The organism is Cupriavidus sp. 05L310 (assembly GCF_056398185.1).
On the sequence record NZ_JBFTOX010000004.1, the window covers coordinates 150,053 to 172,327 of the forward strand.

Genomic DNA, 22,275 nt, shown 5'->3' on the forward strand with positions numbered 1-22,275 from the left:
ACTGGGAGTTGGAATTCGGGATATGGAGTGTCGGGAACCGGGTCAGCACTCAGGTAGCGCCCTGCCCGGCATTGATCTCCGCCGTGGCCCGCGCCAGGATGGCGGCGATGCGGCGCTGCTCGGCCGGCGTGGCCTCGGTGCGCATCAGCAGCGCGCGCTTGAGCGCCAGGCGCGCCTCGACGAACTCGGGCAGCCACCCGCCTTCGGCTTCACGCTCCTCGCCGCCCTCCGCCCCTTCGCCTGACAGCGCGCGCCGCACCCACTCCATCTTGCGCGCCACGTGCTTGAGCTTGTTGAGCATCAGCGCCAGCCGCTCGCGGTTGGCTTCGAGATGCGCCCGGCCCGGCTCCGCCAACTGGTAGCGCTTCTTGTTGCCCTCGGTATCCACGGTGGCATAGCCGACTTCTTCCAGGAACGTCAGCGCGGGATAGACCATGCCGGGGCTGGGCTTGTAGAAACCGTTGGTGCGGGTTTCCAGTGCCTTGATCAGTTCATAGCCATGGCTGGGCTTTTCCTCCAGCAGGGACAGCAGCATCAGCTGGAGATCGTCCGAACTGAACTTGCGGCCGCGGCGCCAGCTATCGCCGTCACCGTCGAAGCCGTCGCCGCCGCCAAAGAAGCCGCCCGGACCGCCGCCATGGCGATGGTGGCCAACAGCATGTATGGCATGGCGCGCCCCGGGCAACGAGGGATGGGCGGAGAAATGAGACGACAGGTGAGCCAGCATGCGATGGCTAAGCCTGCCCAGAAGCGGATGGTGACGCACGATCGCAACCCCTACTATCGAAAGACATATCGTAAGATATATATCTTAAGTAAGGATGTCAAGGCGATCCTGGCAGGCGCGGCCAGGGGAAACCGGCCCGCCGGGCCTGCGCCATTGCGCGCGCAGGCCGGTGAAACGCGGAGGGCCAGCGCCTGAAGCGCCGGCCCTCCGAGCCTACTTGGCGCCCTTTGCCGTGGTGTAGCTCGCGATCAGGTTGCGATAGTCTGGAATGTGATTGGAGAACAGCGTGCCCAGTCCCTCGATATCGTTGCGCCAGTCGCGATGCAGCTCGCAGGCGATGCCGAACCAGCTCAGCATCTGCGCGCCGGCTTCCGCCATGCGGCTCCAGGCGGCATTGCGGGTGATCTCGTTGAAGGTGCCGGAGGCGTCCGTCACCACGAAGACGTCATAGCCTTCGGCCAGCGCCGACAGCGCGGGGAACGCCACGCAGACCTCGGTCACCACGCCCGCGATGATCAGTTGCTTGCGGCCGGTGGCCTTGACCGCCTTGGTGAAGTCCTCGTTGTCCCAGGCGTTGATCTGGCCCGGCCGCGCAATGTAGGGGGCATCCGGGAAGGTCTGCTTCAGTTCCTGCACCAGCGGCCCGTTCGGACCATCTTCGAAGCTGGTGGTCAGGATGGTAGGCAGGTTGAAATACTTGGCCAGGTCCGCCAGCGCAAGCACGTTGTTCTTGAATTTGTCGGGCTCGATATCGCGGACCAGGGATAGCAGGCCAGCCTGGTGATCGACCAGGAGGACGGCGGCCTGGCTCTTGTCCAGGCGCTTGTACGGGGTAGTCATGCGAATCTCCTTTTTGAGGATTAACGATTAACAACGGTCAATCGCGATGAAGGCTCATCGATTGACGTTCAGCCGCGCCGGGAATCCAGCGTTTCGCGATCGGATGCAAACTGCCTGGCTGCCGCGGCCCCTGAGGGCCGCCCCATCCTGATGCGCGCTTACCGCACGCGCCTCTCCTGCACTGCCTCGATACGCCCGAAGCGGCCGCTGCGCAGGTCCTGCAGCGCCTGCGCGATTTCTTCCTGCGTGTTCATCACGAACGGCCCATAGCTGGCCACCGGTTCGTCGATGGGGTCGCCATGGAGCACCAGCACCACGGCGGCGCTGGTAGCCTCCAGCGCAAAGGCGGTGCCCGCGCGGCCAAGCAGCACCATCTGCCCGGCCTGCGCGACCTGGCTGCCGTTGACCCGCACACTGCCGCGCAGCGCAACCAGCGCCACGGTGCGGCCCTCGGGCGCCTGCAAGTCGACATCCGCGCCCTCGCGCAACTGCAGATCCCAGACATCCATCGGCGTGAAGGTGTGAGCGAGTCCGCGCGCGCCCTGATGTTCGCCGGCAATCACGCGCATCCGGCCAGCGCCGCCCGGCAAGGGCAGCGAAGGAATGTCCGCCGACAGGATGGTCTGGTAGCCCGGCGCCGCCATCTTGTCGCGGGCGCGCAGGTTCACCCACAGTTGCACCATTTCCAGGGTGCCGCCGGTGCGGGTGAAAGCTCCCGAGTGGAACTCTTCATGCAGGATGCCGGACGCCGCCGTCATCCATTGCACGTCGCCCGGGCCGATGCGTCCGCCCTGCCCGGTGGAGTCGCGGTGTTCCAGCTCGCCCTGATAGACGATGGTCACGGTCTCGAAACCGCGGTGCGGATGCTCGCCCACGCCGCGCTTGCGGGTGGCGGGCGTGAATTCGGCCGGGCCGGCATGGTCCAGCATCAGGAACGGGCTCATGTGGCTGCCAAGGCTCTGCTGGGAGAACAGCGTGCGGACTGGAAAGCCGTCGCCCACCCAGTGGGCATGTGGGCTGCTATAGGTGCCGATGATCTGCTTCATGAAGCTTCCTGGACGATGGGGGCTGACTGCGCCTCTGTTGAAGAAAAGCTTAGGCGGTCCCCAGGCCCGTCGGTAGTCGGCGTGCGCTATCCTCAGTGTCCTATTGATAGGACGATGCCCCCGATGCACCCCGACCTCAACGACCTCTTCTACTTCGCCCAGGTGGTGGATCACCAGGGCTTCGCGCCGGCAAGCCGTGCCCTCGGCATTCCCAAGTCAAAGCTGAGCCGCCGTATCGGCGTACTCGAAGAGCGCCTGGGCACGCGCCTGATCCAGCGCTCGACCCGGCATTTCTCCGTCACAGAGATCGGGCAAAGCTATTACGGCCACTGCAAGGCCATGCTGGTCGAGGCGGACGCCGCGCAGCAGGCCATCGACCTGACGCGTTCCGAGCCCCAGGGCATCGTCCGCCTGGCTTGCCCGGTGGCGCTGCTGCACGCGCGGATCGGCGCCATGGTGGCGGAGTTCATGGCGGCTTACCCAAAAGTGATCGTGCATCTGGAGGCCACCAACCGCCGCGTGGACGTGATCGCCGAGCGCATCGACGTGGCGATCCGGGTCCGCGTGCCGCCCTTGCGCGACAGCGATCTGGTGATGCGCACGCTGGGCAGGCGCGCCTGGTGCCTGGTCGCGAGCCCCGCGTTGCTGGCCGAGCGCGGCCTGCCCGCCGTGCCGGCCGACGTGGCCGCGCTGCCGACGCTCGACTGGGGCCCGCCGCAACCCGCGCATAGCTGGCAACTGGAGGGCCCCGATGGCGCCGGCATGGAAATCCGGCACAGCCCGCGCCTGGTCACCGACGATATGCTGGCCCTGCGCCTCGCCGCGCTGGCGGGGGTCGGCGCGGTGGCATTGCCGAGCATGGTGGTGGAGGACGAGCTGAAGCAAGGCCGGCTTGTCATGCTGGTGCCGCAATGGCGGCCAAGGGGCGGCGTCATCCATGCCGTGTATCCCTCGCGCCGGGGGCTGCTGCCCGCGGTGCGCGCCCTGATCGATTTCCTGGCCCTGCGCTTCGAGCAGATCGTGGAGGAATAACGCCAGCGGGCAAGCCGGCGTGTTACCGGCGGCGGTCCCGGCACAGTCTTGTCGGCGCATTCCGCCAGCCGCTTCCGACCTCGGAACGGCTCTGCGCACAGCCCGCTAGAACACGAGCGTCGCCGTGCCCATGAAGGTTCTGGTACTTTCCATGCGATTCTGGCTCGCCACCGTCGGCACCCAGCGCAGGCCGAGCGAAAGCGTGCTCTTGGCAGCGATCCTGGTGTCGTAGTTGATGACCGGCCCGATCGCCCAGTCGTGCCCGCGGAAGCCATTGAGGCGATCCGCGGTGGGTCCGCTGTCGTTACCGAGCTGCTGCGTGGTGCCGACGATCAGCCCCGCGCTGAAGGATTTGGTGAACAGCTTGCGCGCCATGACGTCAAGCGTGAAGAGCGGCGCATTCTGGTAGTTGGTGGCGTTGTTGCGCGTGTAGAACTGCAGGCCGGAAACCACATCGAACTGCCACCCCTGCTCGGGCAGGATCTTGGTGTACGCCACCTGCGGCACAAAGGTCCAGTTGTTCAGGCCCGTGTTGGCCAGCGCGTTGGCATCGTAGCTGCCCGTGGGCGCCCAGATGTTCAGGCTCAGCGCCACGTGCTCGGTCTGGGAGAAGTGATAGCCGGCGATAACCGGTGTGAAGTAGATATCGAACAGGCCGGACGCGGTGTCCTGGCTGCTACCGTTGAAACGCCCGAGCGTCACGTTGGCACCCACCTTGTTCCACAGATAGGGCAGCGTGAAGCTGGAGGCAAAATTCCACGCGCCGGTCCTGGTGTCCCAGACCTTCATGATGGTGGCCAGCGTAAAGGCTACCTCGCCGCTGATGCCGAGCGAGGCCTGCCCCCCGATCGGCACCTGGCGTCCGCCGTCGACAGAGCCATTCAGGTACATCTCGGCCAGGTTGACAGCCAGGATCGGCTCCGGCGATACGATGCCGGCATTCGGCACCACGCTGGTGCCGGAAATGGGTCGGCCCAACGCGCCCTCCGTGGCATGCGCCGACACCGCAGCGAGCAGCAGTGGCAACACAATGGCGAGAGGCTTCGTCTTCCTGGGGTGCATTTAGGTTTTCCCTTGTAGTCGGGTGATCGGCAATCTTGTGTTGGCCGGCCGCTGGTTGCGCGCATCGCACCGCTCCGGCAAAGGTTACAGATTTTGCCCGAAAAGCGGTTTCGCCAGAATTGGTGTTTTTCCCGCCAGAGAAAAAAACCCTCGGCCGGGGTGGTCGAGGGCTAAGTGTGAAAAGGCGGGTCGCGAGGTCCGCCCCAGCCGCAGATCATGAGCAATCAGGCGCATGGCGCAATCACCTGACCGGGTGAGGTTCGTCACGCTGCCTGCCTTGCCCGGACTCGACATCGGCAACCAGCACGCGATAGAGATCCCGCGCCAGCGCTCTCGGCTGGGCAGCGCGACGGGCCGCGGCCGGGGCCACCACGCACAAGTGGACTGACGGGGGTGGCATGAATGGCACCGCCGGCTCCAGCACCGCGAGATGTCTTTCGGCCAGGTATCCCGGCAAGCCCACCTCGGGCAGCAAGGTCACGCCAAGCCCGGCGGTCAGCAAGTCCATCAGGACGCCGGCAGACTGCGCGCGAACGCGTGGCTCGCCGCCGGCCAGCACCGCGCGGAACCAGACGCCGAGATCCGCGGAAAGGCCCGGCATGCTGTCTTCCAGCAACCACGGCCAGGCATCAACCCTGGCCGCCATGAATTCGGCGTGGCGCAGGCGGGAGCATACGGGCACCATCCGGCAGCGCATTTCCACGCAGTCCGTGACCACCTGGAATGCGTCGTCCGCGCCAAGGGAAAGCCCGAGATGGATGTCCGCGCGGCGCAGTGCCTGCATCAGCGCGGCGTCCGTCGCCATGGGCACCAGCATGGCATCCATCAGCGGATGCATCCTGCGGACATGGCCAAGGACGTGCGGCGCCACCAGTTCCGCCACGCCCGAGACACCGATACGCAAGCTGCCGGACGCCTGCACAGCCGGCTCACCCGCGCGGCCGCCAACGAGGCTCGCCCAGATATCCAGCATGCCGCGCACCTTGGGCGCCATATCGACAGCCAGCGGCGTTGGACAGAGCGCCCCGTCGGACTGGACATGAAACAAGGTGCCGACCCGCTCTTCCAGCGAGTGCAACTGGTAGAGCACGGTAGCGCGGGATACCCGCTGCCTGTCCGCCACGAAGGCAATCGAGCCGGCATTCAGCAGGGCGATGAATGTCTGCAGCACGCGCGTGTTCACCCTGCGGGCAGGCATGCAGCTTCGCGGATCCCTTGCCGCGCCCACGCTTTCCTGCCCGCCCGTCCCATCTGCGCCGGGCACCCTGTCCGCCGATGTGATCGCATTCGATTGGCGCGAATCAAGGGCTTGGCGCATGGATGGCTCCGGAGCATCGTGATGAAACTGGCGCCTGCCCTGGCATCAGGCCAGTGCCCCACCTACCTGAGTCCGATATTTTGGAAAATTTGGTTTCCAGTCTCGGCGGCCGTGCTGGCGCGCTAGTCCTCAGTGACGAACTTTAGTTCCATCGTTTCCAATATCAACATTTTCCCCATCTGAAATCTATCGGCGTGTGTATTGAATTCTTCTGGAGGGGAAACGGGGGTCGATTGACGCTACATGCGGCGAATTCGCCACGCTTCGCGCAAACGAGGCGGTACTTTGCCTTGCTGCGCTGCGGAATGCCCCAGCCGTCCGCGCTTCTGGTCCGGACGGCTACCAAATTTTGCTAAATCTGGCGGGACCGGGACCGGCATGCCGCACAGGAGGAAATCCGGCTACTCTGTGCGACCTCTGGCGCCTTAGATGCGGAAATCCGCCGCCATGTCTGCATCCGTACGCGCCTCCAGGCGGCCAGAGCGGCAAGCGGCGACAAACACGTCATAGTCGCGCTCGACCTGATCCGCATACGCGTTCGAATACGCCAACAGCGCATCGGCCATCGCATCGCTATTGCCAAGGTAGCCGCTGATCTCCAGCGCCATCCCGCTGGCCTTGGCATGGGCTCGCGCCAGCACCCAGCCGCACACCGCCGCGAACTCGCTGAACAGTTCGATATCCATCAGTTCGATCTCGGGCGACAGCTTCATGTCGCGCAGTTGCCGCATATAGAAATGCCGGCCGGACGGCCCGTTGTTCCAGCCAAGGAACACGTCGCTGGCCGCCTGCATCAGCCGCTGGCCCTCCACCACACGGCGGCCTTCATGCGTCACCGGCGGCGACTTGAAATAGCGCGCCACTACCGACTGCGTGGCCTGCTTGCTTTGCAGGAAGAGCGGCTTGCCGTGATTGTCGATCATCAGGATGATCAGGCAGCGCGTGCCGACGCTGCCCACCCCCACCACCTTGAAGGCGGCATCGTGGCGCGTGAAATGGCTGAGCAACTGGCGCCTGTCTGGCGCCATGGTACCCAGGTATTCCTTGAACGCCCTGTCGAAAGCCTTGTCGGTGTCGGTGATCTTCATCCAGTCGTCCTCGGGGGAGAACAGCGTGTTCTCGCCTCGTATGTGGAAGATCCCTGGCGGTGCGTCGCGGATAACCCAGCGCTCGCCAACCCGCTCCGACAACTTCGGCAGCAGCGCCTGGCTGGCGCGCTTGGTCGCGCGCGCCATGCCGCGCTCCAGGGCTTTGTGGATCTGCGGCGAAGGCGTCTCGGCCATCAGCCGCTCGAAGGTGATGGCGTCATACCAGGTGTCGAGAATGCCCATCCCGGCATAGTTGGCCATGCGCTCCTGATAGCTGCGCACGATGCGGTAGACCAGGTCGTCGATCACGCCCCGCTTGTGGCGCAGATGCCGGCCCGCCACCACGAAGCTGGCGGTAAGCCGCTTCAGGTCCCATTCCCAGGGCCCGAGGCTGGTTTCGTCGAAATCGTTGAGGTCGAACAGCAGCGAGCGTTCAGGGCTGGCAAACCCGCCGAAGTTGGCCAGGTGGCAGTCGCCGCAGATCTGGATGGGGATGTCTGAATTCGGCGTACCGGCGAGGTCATGCGCCTGGATGATGGCGCTGCCACGGTAGAAGGTGAAAGGCGATTCGATCATGCGGCCATAGCGCAGCGGCACCAGCCGTTCGACACGGCCGGCGCTGTTGATCTCCAGCAACCCGACGGGATCTCGTTCGACGCTGCCGACCGCGACATGCGCGCTGCGGGGAACGTGTTTGCGCGTGACTTTGCCGCGTTCGCGGCGGGATTCGATGTCTTCAGGGGTGTCCACAAGCTTTCCTTGGATTACGGCTCTGTCTTTTGCGTTTCCGGGTGTTGTTGCCGGTATGGATTTCCATGCTTGTCTATCTCCAGGCATAGGCGATGCCAGCGCCATAAGTGATCTGGTTGCGCGTGCCGCGCTGCGTCACGATAGGACTGTCTCCGGCACTGCCGGTGAGCCGCTGTCCGTAGACCATGGCGCCGGCGTACCAGTTCTTGTCGATCTGGAAAACCAGCGCAAGCCAGCCGGTCACCTGCTGCAATCCGCCGCCGGGCGCGTAGACGGGCAGGCCGCTGCGCGCGGCATCGTCCGGCGTCACACCGTAGTAGGTCTGGTTGAAGCCCTGGCTCACCCAGCTTGCGCCCAGCCCGGCCCCGGCATATACCCGCGGATGCAATGGCACCCAGCCGCTCCCGTTGACACTGAGGCGCGCACCCGTGTAGACCACGCCCGCATTTGTCACCACCGCCACGCTGCCGCGCAGCCGGTAGGGAATGCTGCCCTGGTCCAGGTACTCGTAGCCGATGAAGCCGCCCGCCTCCACCGTGGTCTTGATTTCGTGAATCTGGGAGACCACGGGATCGTCGACATCCTTGCGCCCCAACCGGAGCGCCCCTGCGGGCCCCCACTGGAAGCCGGTGACGCCACCAAAGTTGTATTGCGCATAGGGTCCGTACCATTCGAACAGGTGGCCGCCTGGCGTGACATAGCGCACCCCCGGCACCACGCCGATCATGCGGTCCTTGCCGCCGGCGTATTCCGTCGTGGAGCCAAAGCCGGCGCCGACCATGTTCGGCAGGGAATTCGGCAGGTCCACCGGCCCGGCGGCGGCCTTGCCGGACATGACGGCTGCCAGCAACATGGCGATCGACAAGCGCAGCGCGCCGGCGGTGCGCCGCCCGGCCGGGGGGGATGATGCGAAACAAGCCTGCAGCGGAGGTGGAAGCATTGTGGAATCGCTCCGGATGGAAACCAAGCTTAGACCAGCCATGGCGGCGTGCTTGCTAGCCACTGGCCGGATTGAGCGGTGGCAAAGATCTCGCCGCATGATGACCGGAACGCGTGGAGCGGCGCACCAGCCCCGCCCTGGCTTCATCCAGTGCCTTGCCCAGCGCGGCTGGCGGCACATCGCCTTGTGTGGCCGCCGCGCCATAGCGGCTGGACAGCAGTTGCTCCCCCGCCGTGGCAAAAGTCGCGCTGCCGGCGGCGCGTTCGGCATCGCCAAGCGCCGCGGGGCGCCCAAGCACAGCGGGCGCGCGCCGGGCCACCCGGTCGAGCCAGGCGTACAGGCTGCTCACCAGTGCGCTGGCGTCCTCGCCCTGCTGCGCGCGCCGCAGCCGCGCAAAGGCGGCGGCCTCGGAGCTTGCATAAGCCAGCCGACGCTGGCGCCGCCAGGCCTTCAGGCGCCCAACCGCGCGGATCAGCCGGGGCAACAGCAGCCAGGCCGCCAGCCCCAGCACCACCAGCACTGCGGCGCAATAGGCTAGCCATTGCGGATCCAGGCGCGCATGGCGTCCCGGCAGCGCCGCCAGGGGCTCGCCCGGAATGCCAACCGGCGGCTGGTAGCCGGGGTTGGCGGAAGCGGAAAACCGCAATGGGGGCACCGTGGCCGTGCGCAACTTGCCAGCACGGATGTCCCACCATTGCACGCTCACCCCCGGCAACTCGTAGCGGCCGGACTTCTGCACCAGATAGGTGGCGGCATCGACCCGGCGCCCGCCCAGAAAACCCTGTCGCTCCTGGCTGATGTCCTGCACGCGGGGCGCCTTGGGATAGACCGCGAGCCCCGACACCGGCCCAAATGGCGTGGGCGGCAGCAGCATGGCCTGCACGCCGTCGGCGCTGATCTCGATGGTCCGCGTAAAGGCGTCGCCCTGCTTGAGCGTGCGCAGGTCATGGTCGATGGACTGCGTCAATTCCAGCCGCGATGTCCCGATAGCGTTCTCCGCGCCGGCCGGGCGCGGCACCGTCTTGACTTTCAGCGTCAGCGCGGGGGTGCGCACCTTTACCACCCCGCTCACCTGCCCTACCTGCAGCGTGAGTTCCAGCGGCGCAATGGCAAGATCGCCGCCGGTCTGCGGCGTGACGATGTACGAGCGCGATACGCCGAACCACTTCACGCCCTGGATCTCTTCGCTCAGGTTGGTGGCATCGTCGCCCGGCGGGCTGACGATAGCGCCGGGAATCTCCAGCACGGGAAAGACCGGCGCCTCGGTGAACCAGTTGGTAGTCAGCGCGTCCACCACCAGCTTGACAGGCTGGCCCTGCGCCACCGCGCCGCCTGGCTCCAGATGCGCGCGCGCCATCGACCGCGGCCCGTCAGCCAGGACCGGCAGCGCGATCAGCAGGCCCAGCAAGGCGACAATGGTGGTGTAGAACAGGAGGCGTTTCATGGCGCGGCCTTGCCCTGCGCCGGCTGCTGCGCCTCGATCTGGAACTTCTGGCGCAGGAAATCCGCCGGCGAAATCTGCAGGTTACGCATCCATAGCTCGGCGTTTTGTTGTTGCACGCGGCTCATATCGGCCTTTTCCTTCTTGCCGCCATCGTCCTTGTCGTCGAACTGGATTTTGTCCGGCGGCGTGTCCGGCGCTTCCTCGCCGTCGTCTTTCTTCTTCTTTTTCTCCTGTTCGATCAGCGCCGCGATGAGGGCTCGGTTGGCGATGGCCTGCGCAAATCCGGCGCGCCCCTTGAGCGCGTTGTCATAGGCCGAAAGCGCACGCGGATAGTCCTTCAGCTGCGCATAGCAGTTACCCATCATGAAAAAAGCATCCGGGGTGGCCAGGGCGGCAAACGCGGTCAGCGCGCCCGCGAAGTCGCGCGCGCGGTAGCTGGCCCAGCCACGCCATATCGGGTCCTGGAAATGCGCCGCGGCGGCGGTGTAATCGCCGCGCTCGAAATGCCAGCGGCCTTGCTGGTCGGGGGTGAGGAAGGCATCCAGGAAAAACGCCTTGATCGATGCCGTCGTGAGGACCACCGGCGCCGCCACCGCCGGGCGCGGTGCCTGCACAAGCAGGGCCACCAGCAGCGCAGGCAGCCAGCGCACCACCCAGCCGCGCCGGAACCAGAAGGCAGCCAGCAGCGCGATGGGGATGGTCAGGACGTAGCCCGCCTCCTTCCAGCGCACCTCGGCGTTCTTCTCCTGCGCGGCCTGCATATTGCGCACCGCGCGGCGCTGTACCCAGTTCACATCGTCGTCGTCCAGCGTCAGGCTGGCCAGCGGGATGTCGGCATCGGACGAGAGCGCCTTCAGCGCCGCCAGGTCCAGCGTGCCCTGCACCGGCCGGCCCTGCTGGTCGGTAGCCACACGGCCATCAGCGGTACGGATCGGGCCGCCCTGGGTAGTGCCGGCAGCCAGCACCAGCACCTGCACCTGGCTATTGCGGGCGAGCGCGGCAAAAACGGGGATTTCCGCCCGGTCGAAGCCATCGGTGATGAACAGCACGGTGCCCGCGGCCGACTCCCGGGCCAGCAGGGTGTCGGCGAGCGCCAGCGCGGCGGCGGCGTTCTTGCCCGCGCGCGGCATCATGCCGGTATCCAGCGCGTCCAGATACAACGCCATGAACTGCGGGTCATCGGTAGGCGGCACTACCATGTGCGCCGTGCCCGCGTACACCACCAGCCCGGTGCGCGAGCCCGCGCGCAGCTGCATCAGGTCGCGCACCTTCTGCTTGCCGCGCTCCAGCCGGGTGGGCGCCAGGTCCACCGCGTCCATGCTGCGCGACAGGTCGATGGCAACCACCATCGGCGCCTTGTCCTCGGTAAACGGCGGCGGCTCGCGCTCCCAGGCCGGCCCCGCCGCGGCAAGGCCGATCAGAACCAGCGCGGCGCACGCGCCGTGTACCGGCCGCAGGCGCCAGCCGCGCCCGCCATCGACGATCAGCCGCTCCAGCAGGTGCGGGGCGATCACGCCCCGCCAGCGCCGGCGTGGGTCGGAGAACCGATGCCAGGCGAAGACAATCAGCAACGCCGCCGGCATCAGGAGCAGCCACAGGGGGCGCAGGAAATGGAACTCACCGAAATCCATTCAGTGCCCCGGTTCCGGCGCGACGCCCTGGCCACGGTCCACCAACGGCTGGCGGCGCGGCCGGCGGATGGCGCTCAGCAATAGCATGACCGCGTGATACAGCAACAGCAGCATGCCCGCCGCGGCGAGCGGATAGTAGAAAAGATCGCGCTTGGGCTGGTGCGACTGGCGCTTTACCTTGACTGGCGTGATCCGGTCCAGCGTCGCGTAGATGGACTCCAGCCCGGCCAGGTCCTCGCCACGGAACGAGCGGCCTCCCGTCATGCTGGAGATCTTCTGCAACGCACCCAGATCGACCTTGTTCTCGCCCGTGGCGTTGATGTCGCCGATGCCGATCGTATGGATGATCAGCCCCTTGTCCCTGGCGATCCGCGCGGCCTGCTCCGGCGGCACCTTGCTGGCAGTGTCGTTGCCGTCCGTCAACAGGATCAGTACCTTCTCCTGCGCGGGCGATTTTTCGGTCATGCGCACGCCCACGCCAATGGCGTCGCCAATCGCCGTCTGCGGGCCCGCCATGCCGATCTGGACTTCGGCGAGCAAGGCCTTGACGCTGTCGTGGTCCATGGTGAGCGGCGCCTGCGGGAACGCCGCCGCGCCAAACACGATCAGGCCGATGCGGTCTTCCTTGCGGCGGTCGATAAACGTGCTGACCACCTGCTTGACGGCGGTAAGCCGGTCCACGCGGTGGCCGTCGGCTTGCGCGAAATCCCTGGCCTCCATCGATTGCGACAGGTCGATCGCCAGCATCAGGTCGCGCGCCGGCTCGGTGCGCTCGATCGGCGGGTCCACCCGGACCGGCATGGCCAGCGCGGCCACCACCAGTGCCCAGCACAGCGGCGCCAGCAGCCGCTGTGCCCAGTTGCGGCGCATCACCACCGCGCCCTCGGAGGGCCGCAGGCCGGAGCGTTCAGCCATTTCCTCGAAGAACGGCACGCGCACGGCAGGCATGGTTTCCCGGTAAGCCGGCAGCAGCAGCCAGACCAGGATGGGCAACAGCAGGACCAGCGCGGCCCACGGGTGGTCAAAGGTGAGCATGGTGCTGTCCGATCCAGTCGCGCAGCAGCGCAATCAGCGCCGTCACTTCGGCAGCCGGCGGCGGGCGCTGCCCGTAGGCCAGCTCCGGCAGCAGCCGGCCAGGGCCATTGCTGAAACCACCGCCGCGCCAGGTGCCATCGAGATAGTCCAGCCATGCCTGCGCGGACAGGCTCGCCACCTGCGTGCGCGGCGCGAACGCCAGCACCACGCGCTTGACCAGCGCGGGCAAGGCGGCAAGCGCGTCGCGGCGGCTGTCGGCGCCGGCCGCCGCGGCCAGGCCGGCTTCAATGCGCGCCAGCTCCGCGAGCGCGTCGCGCCGGTAGCGGTTTGCCTGGCGGCGCCGCCAGGCGCGCCAGGCCAGCAGCCCGCCCAGCGCCAGCAGCAAGGCGGCCAGCACGGCCCAGCCCCAGGTCTGGGGCAGATAGGACGCAGGCGGCGGCAAGGCGATTTCCTGCAGGTTTGCCAATGTGCCGGCGGCCTCCGGTGCGCCTGCACCTGGCTGCACGGCATCGGTGGCGTAGGAACGGGTCAGGTCTGCCATGGAGTATCCGCCGCGCGCCTCAATGCCGGCCTGGCGCTTTGCCGCGCGGCGCCAGGCGTCCCAGGAAATGCCGCAACTGGGCCAGGGCCTCACCCTCCGTGTCGATCGGCATCATCGGCACGCCGCTGCGCTTGAGCAGTTCGGTGACCTCGTGCAGGCGCCCGGTGAAGAAGGATTCGATCGGCTCGCGCGTGGTCTTGTCGCCCATGTCCAGCTCGACCTGCAGATGCCCTTCGGTCACGACCATGCGGCCGGTGTGGTGCGGCACCGCCTGGAACAAGGGATCGAACACCATCGCCGCGATCACGCTGTTGTGGCTGGACAGCTGGCGCAGCAGGTCCTGGGTACGCTGGCCGGCGCCCGCGAAATCGCTGATCACGCAGATGAGGTGGTCGTGCCCGGCCAGTTGCAAGGCGCGCTCCAGCGTGCGGTCGAGCTGGCCGTAGACGGGCCGCGCCGCGCTGTCGGCGTGCAGCGCCTGGTTCATCCGGGCGATGGCGCCCAGCACGGCCTGCACGCGGGCACGGCTGCGCAGCGGCCGGATCAGCGTGGTATCGGAGTCGTTAAACACGATCGCGCCCACGCGGTCGCCCGCCTGCAGCGCCATCCAGGCGCACAGCCCGGCAAACTCCGCGGCCAGCACCGATTTCATCGCCCGCCTGGAACCGAAGAACATCGGCATGCGCTGATCCACCACCAGCAGTACCGGCAGGTCGCGCTCCTCGGTATAGACGCGCACCAGCGGCTTGCCCATGCGCAGCGAGGCCTTCCAGTCCAGGTGGCGGACATCGTCGCCCTGCTGGTAGCCGCGCAGTTCTTCGAAGTTCAGGCCGCGCCCGCGAATGCGCGAGCCGTGCTTGCCCGACAGCACACTGGCGTGCGGCTGGCGCATGGTGAAGCCCAGGTCCCGCACGGCCAGCTCCAGCCGGGCCAGGTGCGCGACGTCGACCCACACGGTGCCGAGCTCGCTCCCGCGCACCACCGGCATCGCGGGATCCTTCATGCGGGCACGGCCACGACTTCGACCAGTTTGTTCACCACCGCGTCGGTGTCCAGCCCGTCCGCGCTGGCGTCGTAGGACAGGATCAGCCGGTGCCGCAGCGTGGGCAGCGCCATCGCACGCACATCGTCGGGCGTCACGTGATCGCGTCCGTCCAGCCAGGCGTTGGCGCGGGCCGCGCGGTCCAGCGCTATGCCGCCGCGCGGGCTGGCGCCCAGCGCGATCCATTTCGCCAGTTCGGCGTCAAAGCGGGCCGGCGTGCGGCTGGCATTGACCAGGTCGATGATGTAGCGGTCGATCGCGTCAGCCACGTGGACACCGTGGATCTCTTCGCGCGCGGCAAAGATCGCCGACTGCGGCACCCTGGCCTGCTCCGCGTGGGGCGTAGCGGGCGCCGCGCTGCCCGTCTCCTCGCCGCGCACGAGGCGCAGCACATCGCGCTCGTCGTCGGCTGCGGGATAGGTGATCAGCACCTTCATCAGGAAGCGGTCCATCTGCGCCTCGGGCAGCGGGTAAGTGCCTTCTTGCTCGATCGGGTTCTGCGTGGCCAGCACCATGAACAGTTCAGGCATGGGATGGGTGGTGCCGCCCACCGAGACCTGGCGCTCCTCCATGGCTTCGAGCAGCGCGGATTGCACCTTGGCCGGCGCACGGTTGATTTCGTCGGCCAGGATCAGGTTGCCGAACACGGGGCCCGGCTGGAAGCGGAAGCTGTTCCTGCCCGCCTCCTGGTAAAGGATGTCCGAGCCGGTGATGTCGGCGGGCAGCAGGTCCGGGGTGAACTGGATGCGGCGCATCTGCGCGTCCAGGCTCGCGGCCACGCTCTTGACCATGCGCGTCTTGGCCAGCCCGGGCACGCTCTCCAGCAGCAGGTGGCCGTTGGCCAGCAGGCCGATGACGATCTGCCGGATCACTTCGCCCTGCCCTTTGATGGACTGCTCCACATGCTGCTGCAGCGCCGCGATTGCCTCTCTGGAACTCATTGTCCAAGTCTCTCGTAGCCTCGGCCGCAGGGCCGGGGTAAGTCGCGAGAATGGCCCGCCAGCAGGACCGGCGGGCCACATCGTTACACAACAGCCGCGGCTACTTTTTCTGCGACCTCAGCTTCTCGATCCGCTCGTCCACGGACTTGCGCACCTGGTCCACGCTGAAGCTGGCTGGCTTCTGGCTTGGCGGGTAGGCCACGAAGGTCTCGAGGAACACGGATGCCTTCATGGTGGCGATGCCGGTCAGGTAGGCGTTCTTGGTCATCCAGTCGTAGTACTGGTCAGAGGCGACATCTGCGCGCTCATAGGGGTCCATGCGCAAATTGAAGATCTTTGGCAGTCGCAGGCAGGTGAAGGGATTGGCCCAGACCTGCATGCCCCCCGGCGCGCGTTGCTCGCAGAAGACAGCCTTCCAGTCGCCAAAGCGCATGGCCACCAGATTGCCGTCATCGTCAAAGTAATAGAACTCTTCGCGCGCTCCCTTCGCATTCTTGCCTGTCAGGTAGTCAAGCTGGTTGTAGCCGTCCAGGTGCACCTTGAAACTCTGCCCGGATTTCGGCGACCAGCCCTTCAGCAGGCGATCCTTGACGGTGGTATCGCCCACGGCGGCCAACAGGGTCGGGAACCAGTCCAACCCGGAGAACATCTCGTTGGAGACTGTTCCCGGCTTGATGCGCCCCGGCCATCGCACCATGGCGGGCACCCGGAACGCCCCCTCCCAGTTGGTGTCTTTCTCGCTGCGGAACGGGGTGGTTGCCGCATCCGGCCAGGAGAACTGGTTGGGCCCGTTATCGGTCGTGTAGACCACGATGGTGTCTTTGGTGATGCCCAGGTCATCCAGTGTCTTCAGCAGCTTGCCCACATCCTCGTCATGCTCCAGCATGCCGTCGGCATACTCGTTGCCGGGCATGCCGCTGCGGCCCTTCATGGAGTCGCGGACATGCGTGAACAAGTGCATGCGGGTGGTATTCATCCAGACGAAGAATGGCTTGTTGTCCTTGGCTTGCTTCTTGATGAACTCCTGCGCTGCGGCAGTAGTCTCGTCGTCGATCGTCTCCATCCGCTTCGTGGTCAGCGGGCCGGTGTCCTGGACCTTGCCATCGGCGAACGAGTGGATCACGCCGCGCGGCGAGAAGTTCTTCGCGAACGGGTCGTTCTTGTCCTTCGGCCAATAGGGGCGCTCAGGCTCCTCCTCGGCATTCAGGTGGTAGAGGTTGCCAAAGAACTCATCGAAGCCATGCGCTGTCGGCAGGTACTCGTTCTTGTCCCCAAGGTGGTTCTTGCCGAACTGCCCGGTGGCATAACCTTGCGCCTTCAATGCCTGGGCAATCGTGATATCGCCCTTCTGCAGGCCCACCGGCGCACCCGGCGCGCCGACCTTGCTCAGGCCGGTGCGCAACGGCGTCTGCCCGGTGATGAAGGAAGAGCGGCCCGCCGTACAGCTGTTTTCGGCGTAGTAGTCGGTAAACATCATGCCCTCGCGCGCGATGCGGTCGATGTTTGGCGTCTTGTAACCGACCACACCCATGCTATAGGCGCTGATATTGGTCTGCCCGATATCGTCGCCGAAGATCACAAGGATATTCGGCTTCTTGGCGGACGTGCTGTTCGGCGCGCTCGCTGACGCCTTGGCAGGCGCGTCCGCTGCCATTGTGGTGGTTGGCGCGGTTACCAGCCATCCGGCGGCCGCGATCGGCACCGCCACCGCGAGCGCGATAGCCGCTCGCTTCAGTGAGCGATTGATTCGCATGTGTGCTCCTCCTCTGTTACCCGACCGCTGCCGGCGGCCCCGGTTTCCCCAATCCGTGTTCTCGAATCTCTCGTTGCTCAGTCCCGCATGCCCAGCATGCGGCGGAAGTACTGGTTGGCCTCGCCGCCCTGCACGGCCAGCCCGATCTCTTCCCGCCAGCGCTGCCGGTCGCCGGCGTAAGCGGCAAGCGTGGCCGCGTAGAAGTGCATCAGCCGGCGACGCTCCTGATCGATATCCGCCTGAAAGGCAGGGTCTGCGCCGCGCAACGGCGGTGCCATATACAGATCCAGCAAGGCGGGCAGCACGCGCGATATCTCGTCGCGCCGCACCCAGCCCGCGTATTCGATCAACGGCCGATCGTCCGTCACGGCCGGCGCGCCGGCGGCGTAGCGCTCCAGCCCTTCCCGTCCCGTCACCCAGGTGGCGAGCAGCGCGGCGGGCGAATTGATGCCGACCTCGCGCAGGGCGCCGGCCACGGCTGGCTGGTTGAAGCGCGCCTGGATGCGCGCGGCGTCCAGGTCCAGCGGCGCATCCGAGCCCACCAGCAGCATCTCGTGCACCTCGGTCGTCCAAAGCGAGGCGTGCGGGAACGCGTCAAGGAAGCTGCGCACCAGCGCGCGGGAGTCTTCGTCGTTCTGCGTGGCCAGCGGCAGCCACTGGGCAAACAGCCCGCCCGGCTGCAAGCGGCTGCGCGCCAGCTCGTAGAAATCGCGCGAGTAGAGATTCACCACGCCGGCAGCCGATGGCGGCGGCGGCTCCAGGGTGATCAGGTCGTAGCGCTCGGGGCTGCGCAGGAGTTCATGGCGGCCGTCGCGCACGCGGATGTCGGATCGGGGATGGCGGCTGACGTCGTAGTTGCCCCGGAACTCCGGCACGGCACGCACCACCGCGGGCAGCAGCTCGGCCGTGACGCGGCGTTCCAGCCCCGGGTATTGCGTGAGCGCGCCCGCGGTAATGCCGGTGCCAAGCGCAACCACCAGCGCCGAGCGCGGCTCCTGCGTGTGGACCAGCAGCGGCAGCAAGGCCTGCAGCCGCATGTAGCGCAGCGACCCGATGGCGTCGCCCGAGTTGGAAACACCTGAGATGTACAGGCGCCGAAAGCTGGCGCCCGGCCTGCCCTGCTCGATCACGGCGACCGTGCCGCCAGGGCTTTCCTCGTAGGAGACCAGGGTGCCGTCCTTGGCCTCGGCCAGCAGCCGCGCGAGGCGATCGGGCGGCGTCAGCACGGCGGCCACTGCCACGCAGACGCCGATGCCCAGGGCGGCCGCGCACAGGGCGGGCCGCACGCCGGGGCCGCGCAGCACGGCAACCGTGCCCACCGTAGCCGCCGCGGCGGCGAGTATCCCGAGGGTATGGACAAGGCCTAGCGCCGGCACAAGCACGAAGCCGCTCAGGAAGGTGCCGGCGATGCCGCCCGCCGTATTGAGCGCCAGCACAACGCCGACGTCGCGGCCGATATGACCGGGTTCGGCACACAAGCGCAAGGCTGCGGGAAACGCCGCACCGAGCAGCATCGTGGGCGCAAACACCACGCACAGCCCCGCCAGTGCAAAGCGCGCGCACATTGCGGCCAATTCGCTGCCCGTGGCCGCCATGACCACGCCTGCCAGGCTCACCTGCAACTGGACCAGCCAGTTCCCGAGCCCCGCCAACTGCAGCAGCGCGACCAGGCCCGCGAGCCCCACCAGCACGCCAAACACGCCCCACGGATCGCGCACGCGGTCGGCAAAACGGGCGTAGATGGCGCTGCCTGCCACCAGGCCGCCCAGGTAGGTGGCCAGCACGATGGTGAAGGCAAAGCTGCGCGTGCTCATGAACTGCACGATGATCTGCGACCAGACGACTTCATAGCCGAGCGCGATGCCGCCGGCCACGGCATAGAGCCCCACCGCCAGCCGTGCCCGCGCTTGCGGCGCGGCCACGGGTGCGGCCGCGGCGGCATCGATTGCCCGAGGCGCGCTGGCGCGGCCAAAGCCAAACGCCGTTGCCGCCAGCGCCAGGTTGACCAGCGCAGCGGCCATGGCGGCGCCACGCACGCCAAACGAAGGCACCAGCATGAAGGTAGTCAGCAAGGCGCCGGCCATGGCGCCCAGGGTATTGGCGGCGTAGAGCCCGCCGCCGGTACGCGCCACCTTGCCCGCCGGCGGCGCGCAGGCCGCCATCAGCGCGGGCAAGGTGCCGCCCATCAACAAGGCAGGCGCCCCGATCAGCGCGAAAGGCAGGCACCAGGCCAGCAGGCCGGCGCGGCTCTCGATCGCCACGAACCACGGTGCCGCCTGCGCCAGCCCGAGCGTGGCGCCAAGGCCCAGCACCGCGATGCCGAGTTCCAGCGCGGCGTAGAACATCAAGGGCCGTGCCGCGCGGTCCGCGCGCCGGCCCAGCGCCCAGCCGCCGCAGGCCAGGCCGAGGAAGAACGCGCTGACACCCGTGGTGACGGCATAGACGTCAACGCCAACGATCAACGCCACCTGTTTGATCCACAGTACCTGGTAGACCAGCGCGGATGCACCGGAGGCGAACAGCAGCGCCGCCAGCAAAGCCCCATGCGTCTCTGCCGCTTCCAGCGCCAGGGGCCGTGACGGCATTGCGGGCCGTCCCGGTGGCGGTGCCGCCATCGCGGCTGAATGTGCCCGGTTCCTGCTCATCTGTCCCAGCCTCCGCGTGCATCCCATCCCGCGCCGTGCGGGCGCCGCCGCCCCGCTACAAGCGACCGGTCCCGATCCGGCTCATGCGTGTCATGCCTTCCCTGTCAACGAACCGCGATTCGCCAGGCAGCAGGCGAAAAACTGCCACCGGCACGCAGGCCCCTGCCGCGCCGCGCTTCGGAAATGGTTCCGCCCCGCTCAGCCTGGCCGCGGGCCACCTGCGGCAGCCTGTGTAGCGGGCTTGCCGTCCCTGGCCTGCTTCCACTGTGTGTCGTCCACCACCAGCCGGAAGCCGAGGTGCGACATGCTGTTGTACGGATCGGTGCCGCGCCTGGCGCTGGGGCGATAGCTCAGGCAATAGTCTTCATTGCAGAGGAAGGACCCGCCGCGCGTGACGCGGCGCGGTGCGGCCACGGGGACGCCGGGCTCCGAGGGATCCCACGAATCGGCCGGGCCGACAGGGTTCTCGATCGGCCTGGCGCTCACGGCTTCGCGCCGGAACTGGTCGGCGCGGTACCAGTCCGCCACCCACTGCCAGGCGTTGCCGGTCATGTCGGACAGGCCGTAGCCGTTGGCCGGGAACGTGCCCACCGGGCTGGTGCCGAGCGCGCCGCCGGCCTTGGCGCTGACCACCGGGAACGGCTGCGCTTGTTGTCCCTGCCAGACGTTGGCCATCTGCCGGCCTTCCGGGGCGAACTGGTCGCCCCAGCCATAGGTCGCCTGTTCCAGCCCACCGCGCGCGGCGAACTCCCATTCGGCCTCGGTAGGCAGGCGCTTGCCGGCCCATTTGGCGTAGGCCTGCGCGTCTTCATGGGAAACCTGAACCACCGGATGATCGTCCTTGCCGGTGATATTGCTGTCGGGGCCGCTGGGATGCCGCCAGTCCGCGCCGGGCACATAGCGCCACCAGCGCGAGTAATCCTGCAGCGGCACCGGCCGGTTGGTGCCGACGAACACCATGCCGCCCGCCACCATCGCCGAATCGGGCGGACGCGGCGTGCCGGGCGGCAACTGCACGCGCAGCGTCTCCCAGTCCGGTTTGCGCTCGGCCGTGGTGACATAGCCGGTAGCGCGCACGAAGGCGGCAAATTGCGCGTTGGTGACGTGGTGGATATCCATCCAGAAACCATGTACGCGCACCTTGTGGGCCGGCCGCTCGTTGGCCTGCGCCAGCTTATGGTCGCTGCCCATCAGGAATTCCCCGCCCGGCACCCAGGCCATGTCGCTGGGGCCGCGCGTGCCATCGCCGAATACCGCTTTGGCCCGCAACTGCGCGGTGCCGCGCGCCTGCCACCAGGCTGCGCCGCCGCCCACCGCCGCGCAAGCCAGCACCGCCGCGCCGATCCACAGCGCGCGGCGCCAGCGCGCGGGCGCCGGCCCCGCCACCGTCACCGCGGCCGGGGCCGTCCGGCGGGATTGACTGTCCTTCTCTCGACGACGATTCATGGTTGCGGTCCGCAATAGGCTGGCCACGCCCCAGCCTGGGGCGTGCTTTTAGCATGCCAGAGCAAGCCGGGGGGAGAGATGAAAATTTTTGGCACCGATGTTAGGGAATTGTTGTGGGAGCCAACGTGGCGCTCCAGCCGCGACACCTTGCGCTCCCTACTTGCCGAACGTCATGTTCAAGCCGGCGAACACCGTCCATTGCGGCTGCCCCGGACCGTGGTGTGCCACCGAATACTGGGGCTCGACAAACACATTCATGATGGTCTTGCCCTCCTTCCACGCCTTGCCGAAGCCAAGGCCCACCGGGATGTAATAGGCGTCGTTCTGCAGGTTGAAAGTCCATATGCCGGTGGAACGCGCATACCAGCCACCCGGGAAATTGAAGATACCGAAGGGCTGGAACGTCAGCGTCTGCACGGTCGGGCGCGAGCTCTGCCCGGCAAAGGAGTGCTGCCATTGCACCAGGGCACCCAGCAGCCGGGCCGGAGTGGGATCCACCACCACGGCGGCCAGGCCGGCCTGCCACTTGCCGGTGCCGAGCTCCGGCGAGGTTGCGGTGGGCATGGTCAGCAACGGCCCCACGCCGATCTGCGTGCCCTGGGACCTGAGCAGGAAAATATCGAAGATATTGATGTCGCCAAGTCCCGTGGTGTAACTGCCATCGGCCTGCGGGCGCGTGCTGACCGGCACCGTGGCGCGCAGGATCTGCGGCACGCCCACCAGATTGCCGGGCAGGATGGGCAGCGTGCCGCGCAGCAGGAAATCGTTGGTGTGCACGTTGGTGTCGTACACCCGGGGCGAGTAGTAGTTCTGCAGATTGAGCGAAGGCGCCGGGTTGAGCGGGTTGTTGCTCTTGTTGGCGTCCTCCGCGGCGGATTGCGCATGCAGCCCCGGCGCGGCGCCCAGTGTCAGTGCGAGCATGGCGGCCTGTCCGCAGCGCAGCAGATTCGTCTTCATCGTTGCATTTCCCCGGAAATTCCTGCTTGCTGCCAGC

At 67.1% G+C, this 22,275-nt stretch carries 18 protein-coding genes; 1 reads left to right on the top strand and 17 read right to left on the bottom strand.

Features of this window, described 5'->3' with window-relative positions; translation table 11 throughout:
* Positions 1-49: 49 nt before the first annotated feature.
* The 3 genes from AC1DS6_RS04120 to AC1DS6_RS04130 form a co-directional block, all read right to left on the bottom strand.
* Positions 50-766 carry a PadR family transcriptional regulator gene (locus AC1DS6_RS04120; protein WP_477102124.1) on the bottom strand — a complete coding sequence of 239 codons (717 nt, stop codon included), beginning with the start codon at positions 764-766 and terminating at the stop codon, positions 50-52.
* A 174-nt stretch (positions 767-940) separates the two neighbouring features.
* Positions 941-1,567 (bottom strand): isochorismate family cysteine hydrolase YcaC, encoded by a 627-nt coding sequence (gene ycaC / locus AC1DS6_RS04125; protein WP_477102125.1) that lies wholly within the window; start codon positions 1,565-1,567, stop codon positions 941-943.
* A gap of 158 nt (positions 1,568-1,725) precedes the next feature.
* Positions 1,726-2,613: a pirin family protein gene (locus AC1DS6_RS04130; protein ID WP_477102126.1), complete on the bottom strand. Its 888-nt coding sequence runs from the start codon at positions 2,611-2,613 to the stop codon at positions 1,726-1,728.
* Positions 2,614-2,736: 123 nt separating this feature from the next.
* Here AC1DS6_RS04130 and AC1DS6_RS04135 point away from each other — a divergent pair, with 123 nt between their 5' ends.
* Positions 2,737-3,645: a LysR family transcriptional regulator gene (locus AC1DS6_RS04135; RefSeq protein ID WP_477102147.1), complete on the top strand. Its 909-nt coding sequence runs from the start codon at positions 2,737-2,739 to the stop codon at positions 3,643-3,645.
* A 105-nt stretch (positions 3,646-3,750) separates the two neighbouring features.
* Here AC1DS6_RS04135 and AC1DS6_RS04140 read toward each other — a convergent pair whose 3' ends face one another.
* The 14 genes from AC1DS6_RS04140 to AC1DS6_RS04205 all read right to left on the bottom strand — a co-directional run bounded on the left by AC1DS6_RS04140 (position 3,751) and on the right by AC1DS6_RS04205 (position 22,238).
* Positions 3,751-4,707, bottom strand: a complete 957-nt coding sequence (locus AC1DS6_RS04140) for a SphA family protein (protein WP_441636037.1) — start codon at positions 4,705-4,707, stop codon at positions 3,751-3,753.
* A gap of 241 nt (positions 4,708-4,948) precedes the next feature.
* Positions 4,949-5,905: a LysR substrate-binding domain-containing protein gene (locus tag AC1DS6_RS04145; protein WP_441636039.1), complete on the bottom strand. Its 957-nt coding sequence runs from the start codon at positions 5,903-5,905 to the stop codon at positions 4,949-4,951.
* 545 nt (positions 5,906-6,450) lie between these two features.
* The gene (locus AC1DS6_RS04150) at positions 6,451-7,863 is read right to left on the bottom strand and encodes a DUF2252 domain-containing protein (protein WP_477102127.1); all 1,413 of its coding nucleotides are present in this window, start codon (positions 7,861-7,863) and stop codon (positions 6,451-6,453) included.
* Between the two features lie 73 nt (positions 7,864-7,936).
* Positions 7,937-8,803, bottom strand: a complete 867-nt coding sequence (locus tag AC1DS6_RS04155) for a MipA/OmpV family protein (protein ID WP_441637478.1) — start codon at positions 8,801-8,803, stop codon at positions 7,937-7,939.
* Positions 8,804-8,858: 55 nt separating this feature from the next.
* The gene (locus AC1DS6_RS04160) at positions 8,859-10,247 is read right to left on the bottom strand and encodes a hypothetical protein (protein ID WP_477102128.1); all 1,389 of its coding nucleotides are present in this window, start codon (positions 10,245-10,247) and stop codon (positions 8,859-8,861) included.
* A complete protein-coding gene (locus AC1DS6_RS04165) occupies positions 10,244-11,878 on the bottom strand; it encodes a VWA domain-containing protein (protein WP_477102129.1) in 1,635 nt (544 codons plus the stop codon). Before AC1DS6_RS04165 ends, AC1DS6_RS04160 begins: the two co-directional genes overlap by 4 nt.
* Positions 11,879-12,913 carry a vWA domain-containing protein gene (locus tag AC1DS6_RS04170; RefSeq protein ID WP_441637472.1) on the bottom strand — a complete coding sequence of 345 codons (1,035 nt, stop codon included), beginning with the start codon at positions 12,911-12,913 and terminating at the stop codon, positions 11,879-11,881. It lies immediately after the preceding gene.
* On the bottom strand, positions 12,900-13,454 hold the full coding sequence (locus AC1DS6_RS04175; RefSeq protein ID WP_477102130.1) for a DUF4381 domain-containing protein: 555 nt from the start codon (positions 13,452-13,454) through the stop codon (positions 12,900-12,902). Before AC1DS6_RS04175 ends, AC1DS6_RS04170 begins: the two co-directional genes overlap by 14 nt.
* A gap of 19 nt (positions 13,455-13,473) precedes the next feature.
* A complete protein-coding gene (locus AC1DS6_RS04180) occupies positions 13,474-14,457 on the bottom strand; it encodes a DUF58 domain-containing protein (protein WP_441637242.1) in 984 nt (327 codons plus the stop codon).
* Positions 14,454-15,437: an AAA family ATPase gene (locus AC1DS6_RS04185; RefSeq protein WP_477102131.1), complete on the bottom strand. Its 984-nt coding sequence runs from the start codon at positions 15,435-15,437 to the stop codon at positions 14,454-14,456. Before AC1DS6_RS04185 ends, AC1DS6_RS04180 begins: the two co-directional genes overlap by 4 nt.
* Positions 15,438-15,537: 100 nt before the next feature.
* On the bottom strand, positions 15,538-17,190 hold the full coding sequence (locus tag AC1DS6_RS04190) for an arylsulfatase (protein ID WP_441637238.1): 1,653 nt from the start codon (positions 17,188-17,190) through the stop codon (positions 15,538-15,540).
* A 77-nt stretch (positions 17,191-17,267) separates the two neighbouring features.
* Positions 17,268-19,775 (bottom strand): spermidine synthase, encoded by a 2,508-nt coding sequence (locus AC1DS6_RS04195; protein ID WP_477102132.1) that lies wholly within the window; start codon positions 19,773-19,775, stop codon positions 17,268-17,270.
* Between the two features lie 258 nt (positions 19,776-20,033).
* Positions 20,034-21,281 carry a formylglycine-generating enzyme family protein gene (locus AC1DS6_RS04200; RefSeq protein ID WP_477102133.1) on the bottom strand — a complete coding sequence of 416 codons (1,248 nt, stop codon included), beginning with the start codon at positions 21,279-21,281 and terminating at the stop codon, positions 20,034-20,036.
* A gap of 156 nt (positions 21,282-21,437) precedes the next feature.
* Positions 21,438-22,238: a hypothetical protein gene (locus AC1DS6_RS04205; protein WP_441635446.1), complete on the bottom strand. Its 801-nt coding sequence runs from the start codon at positions 22,236-22,238 to the stop codon at positions 21,438-21,440.
* Between the last annotated feature and the right edge of the window lie 37 nt (positions 22,239-22,275).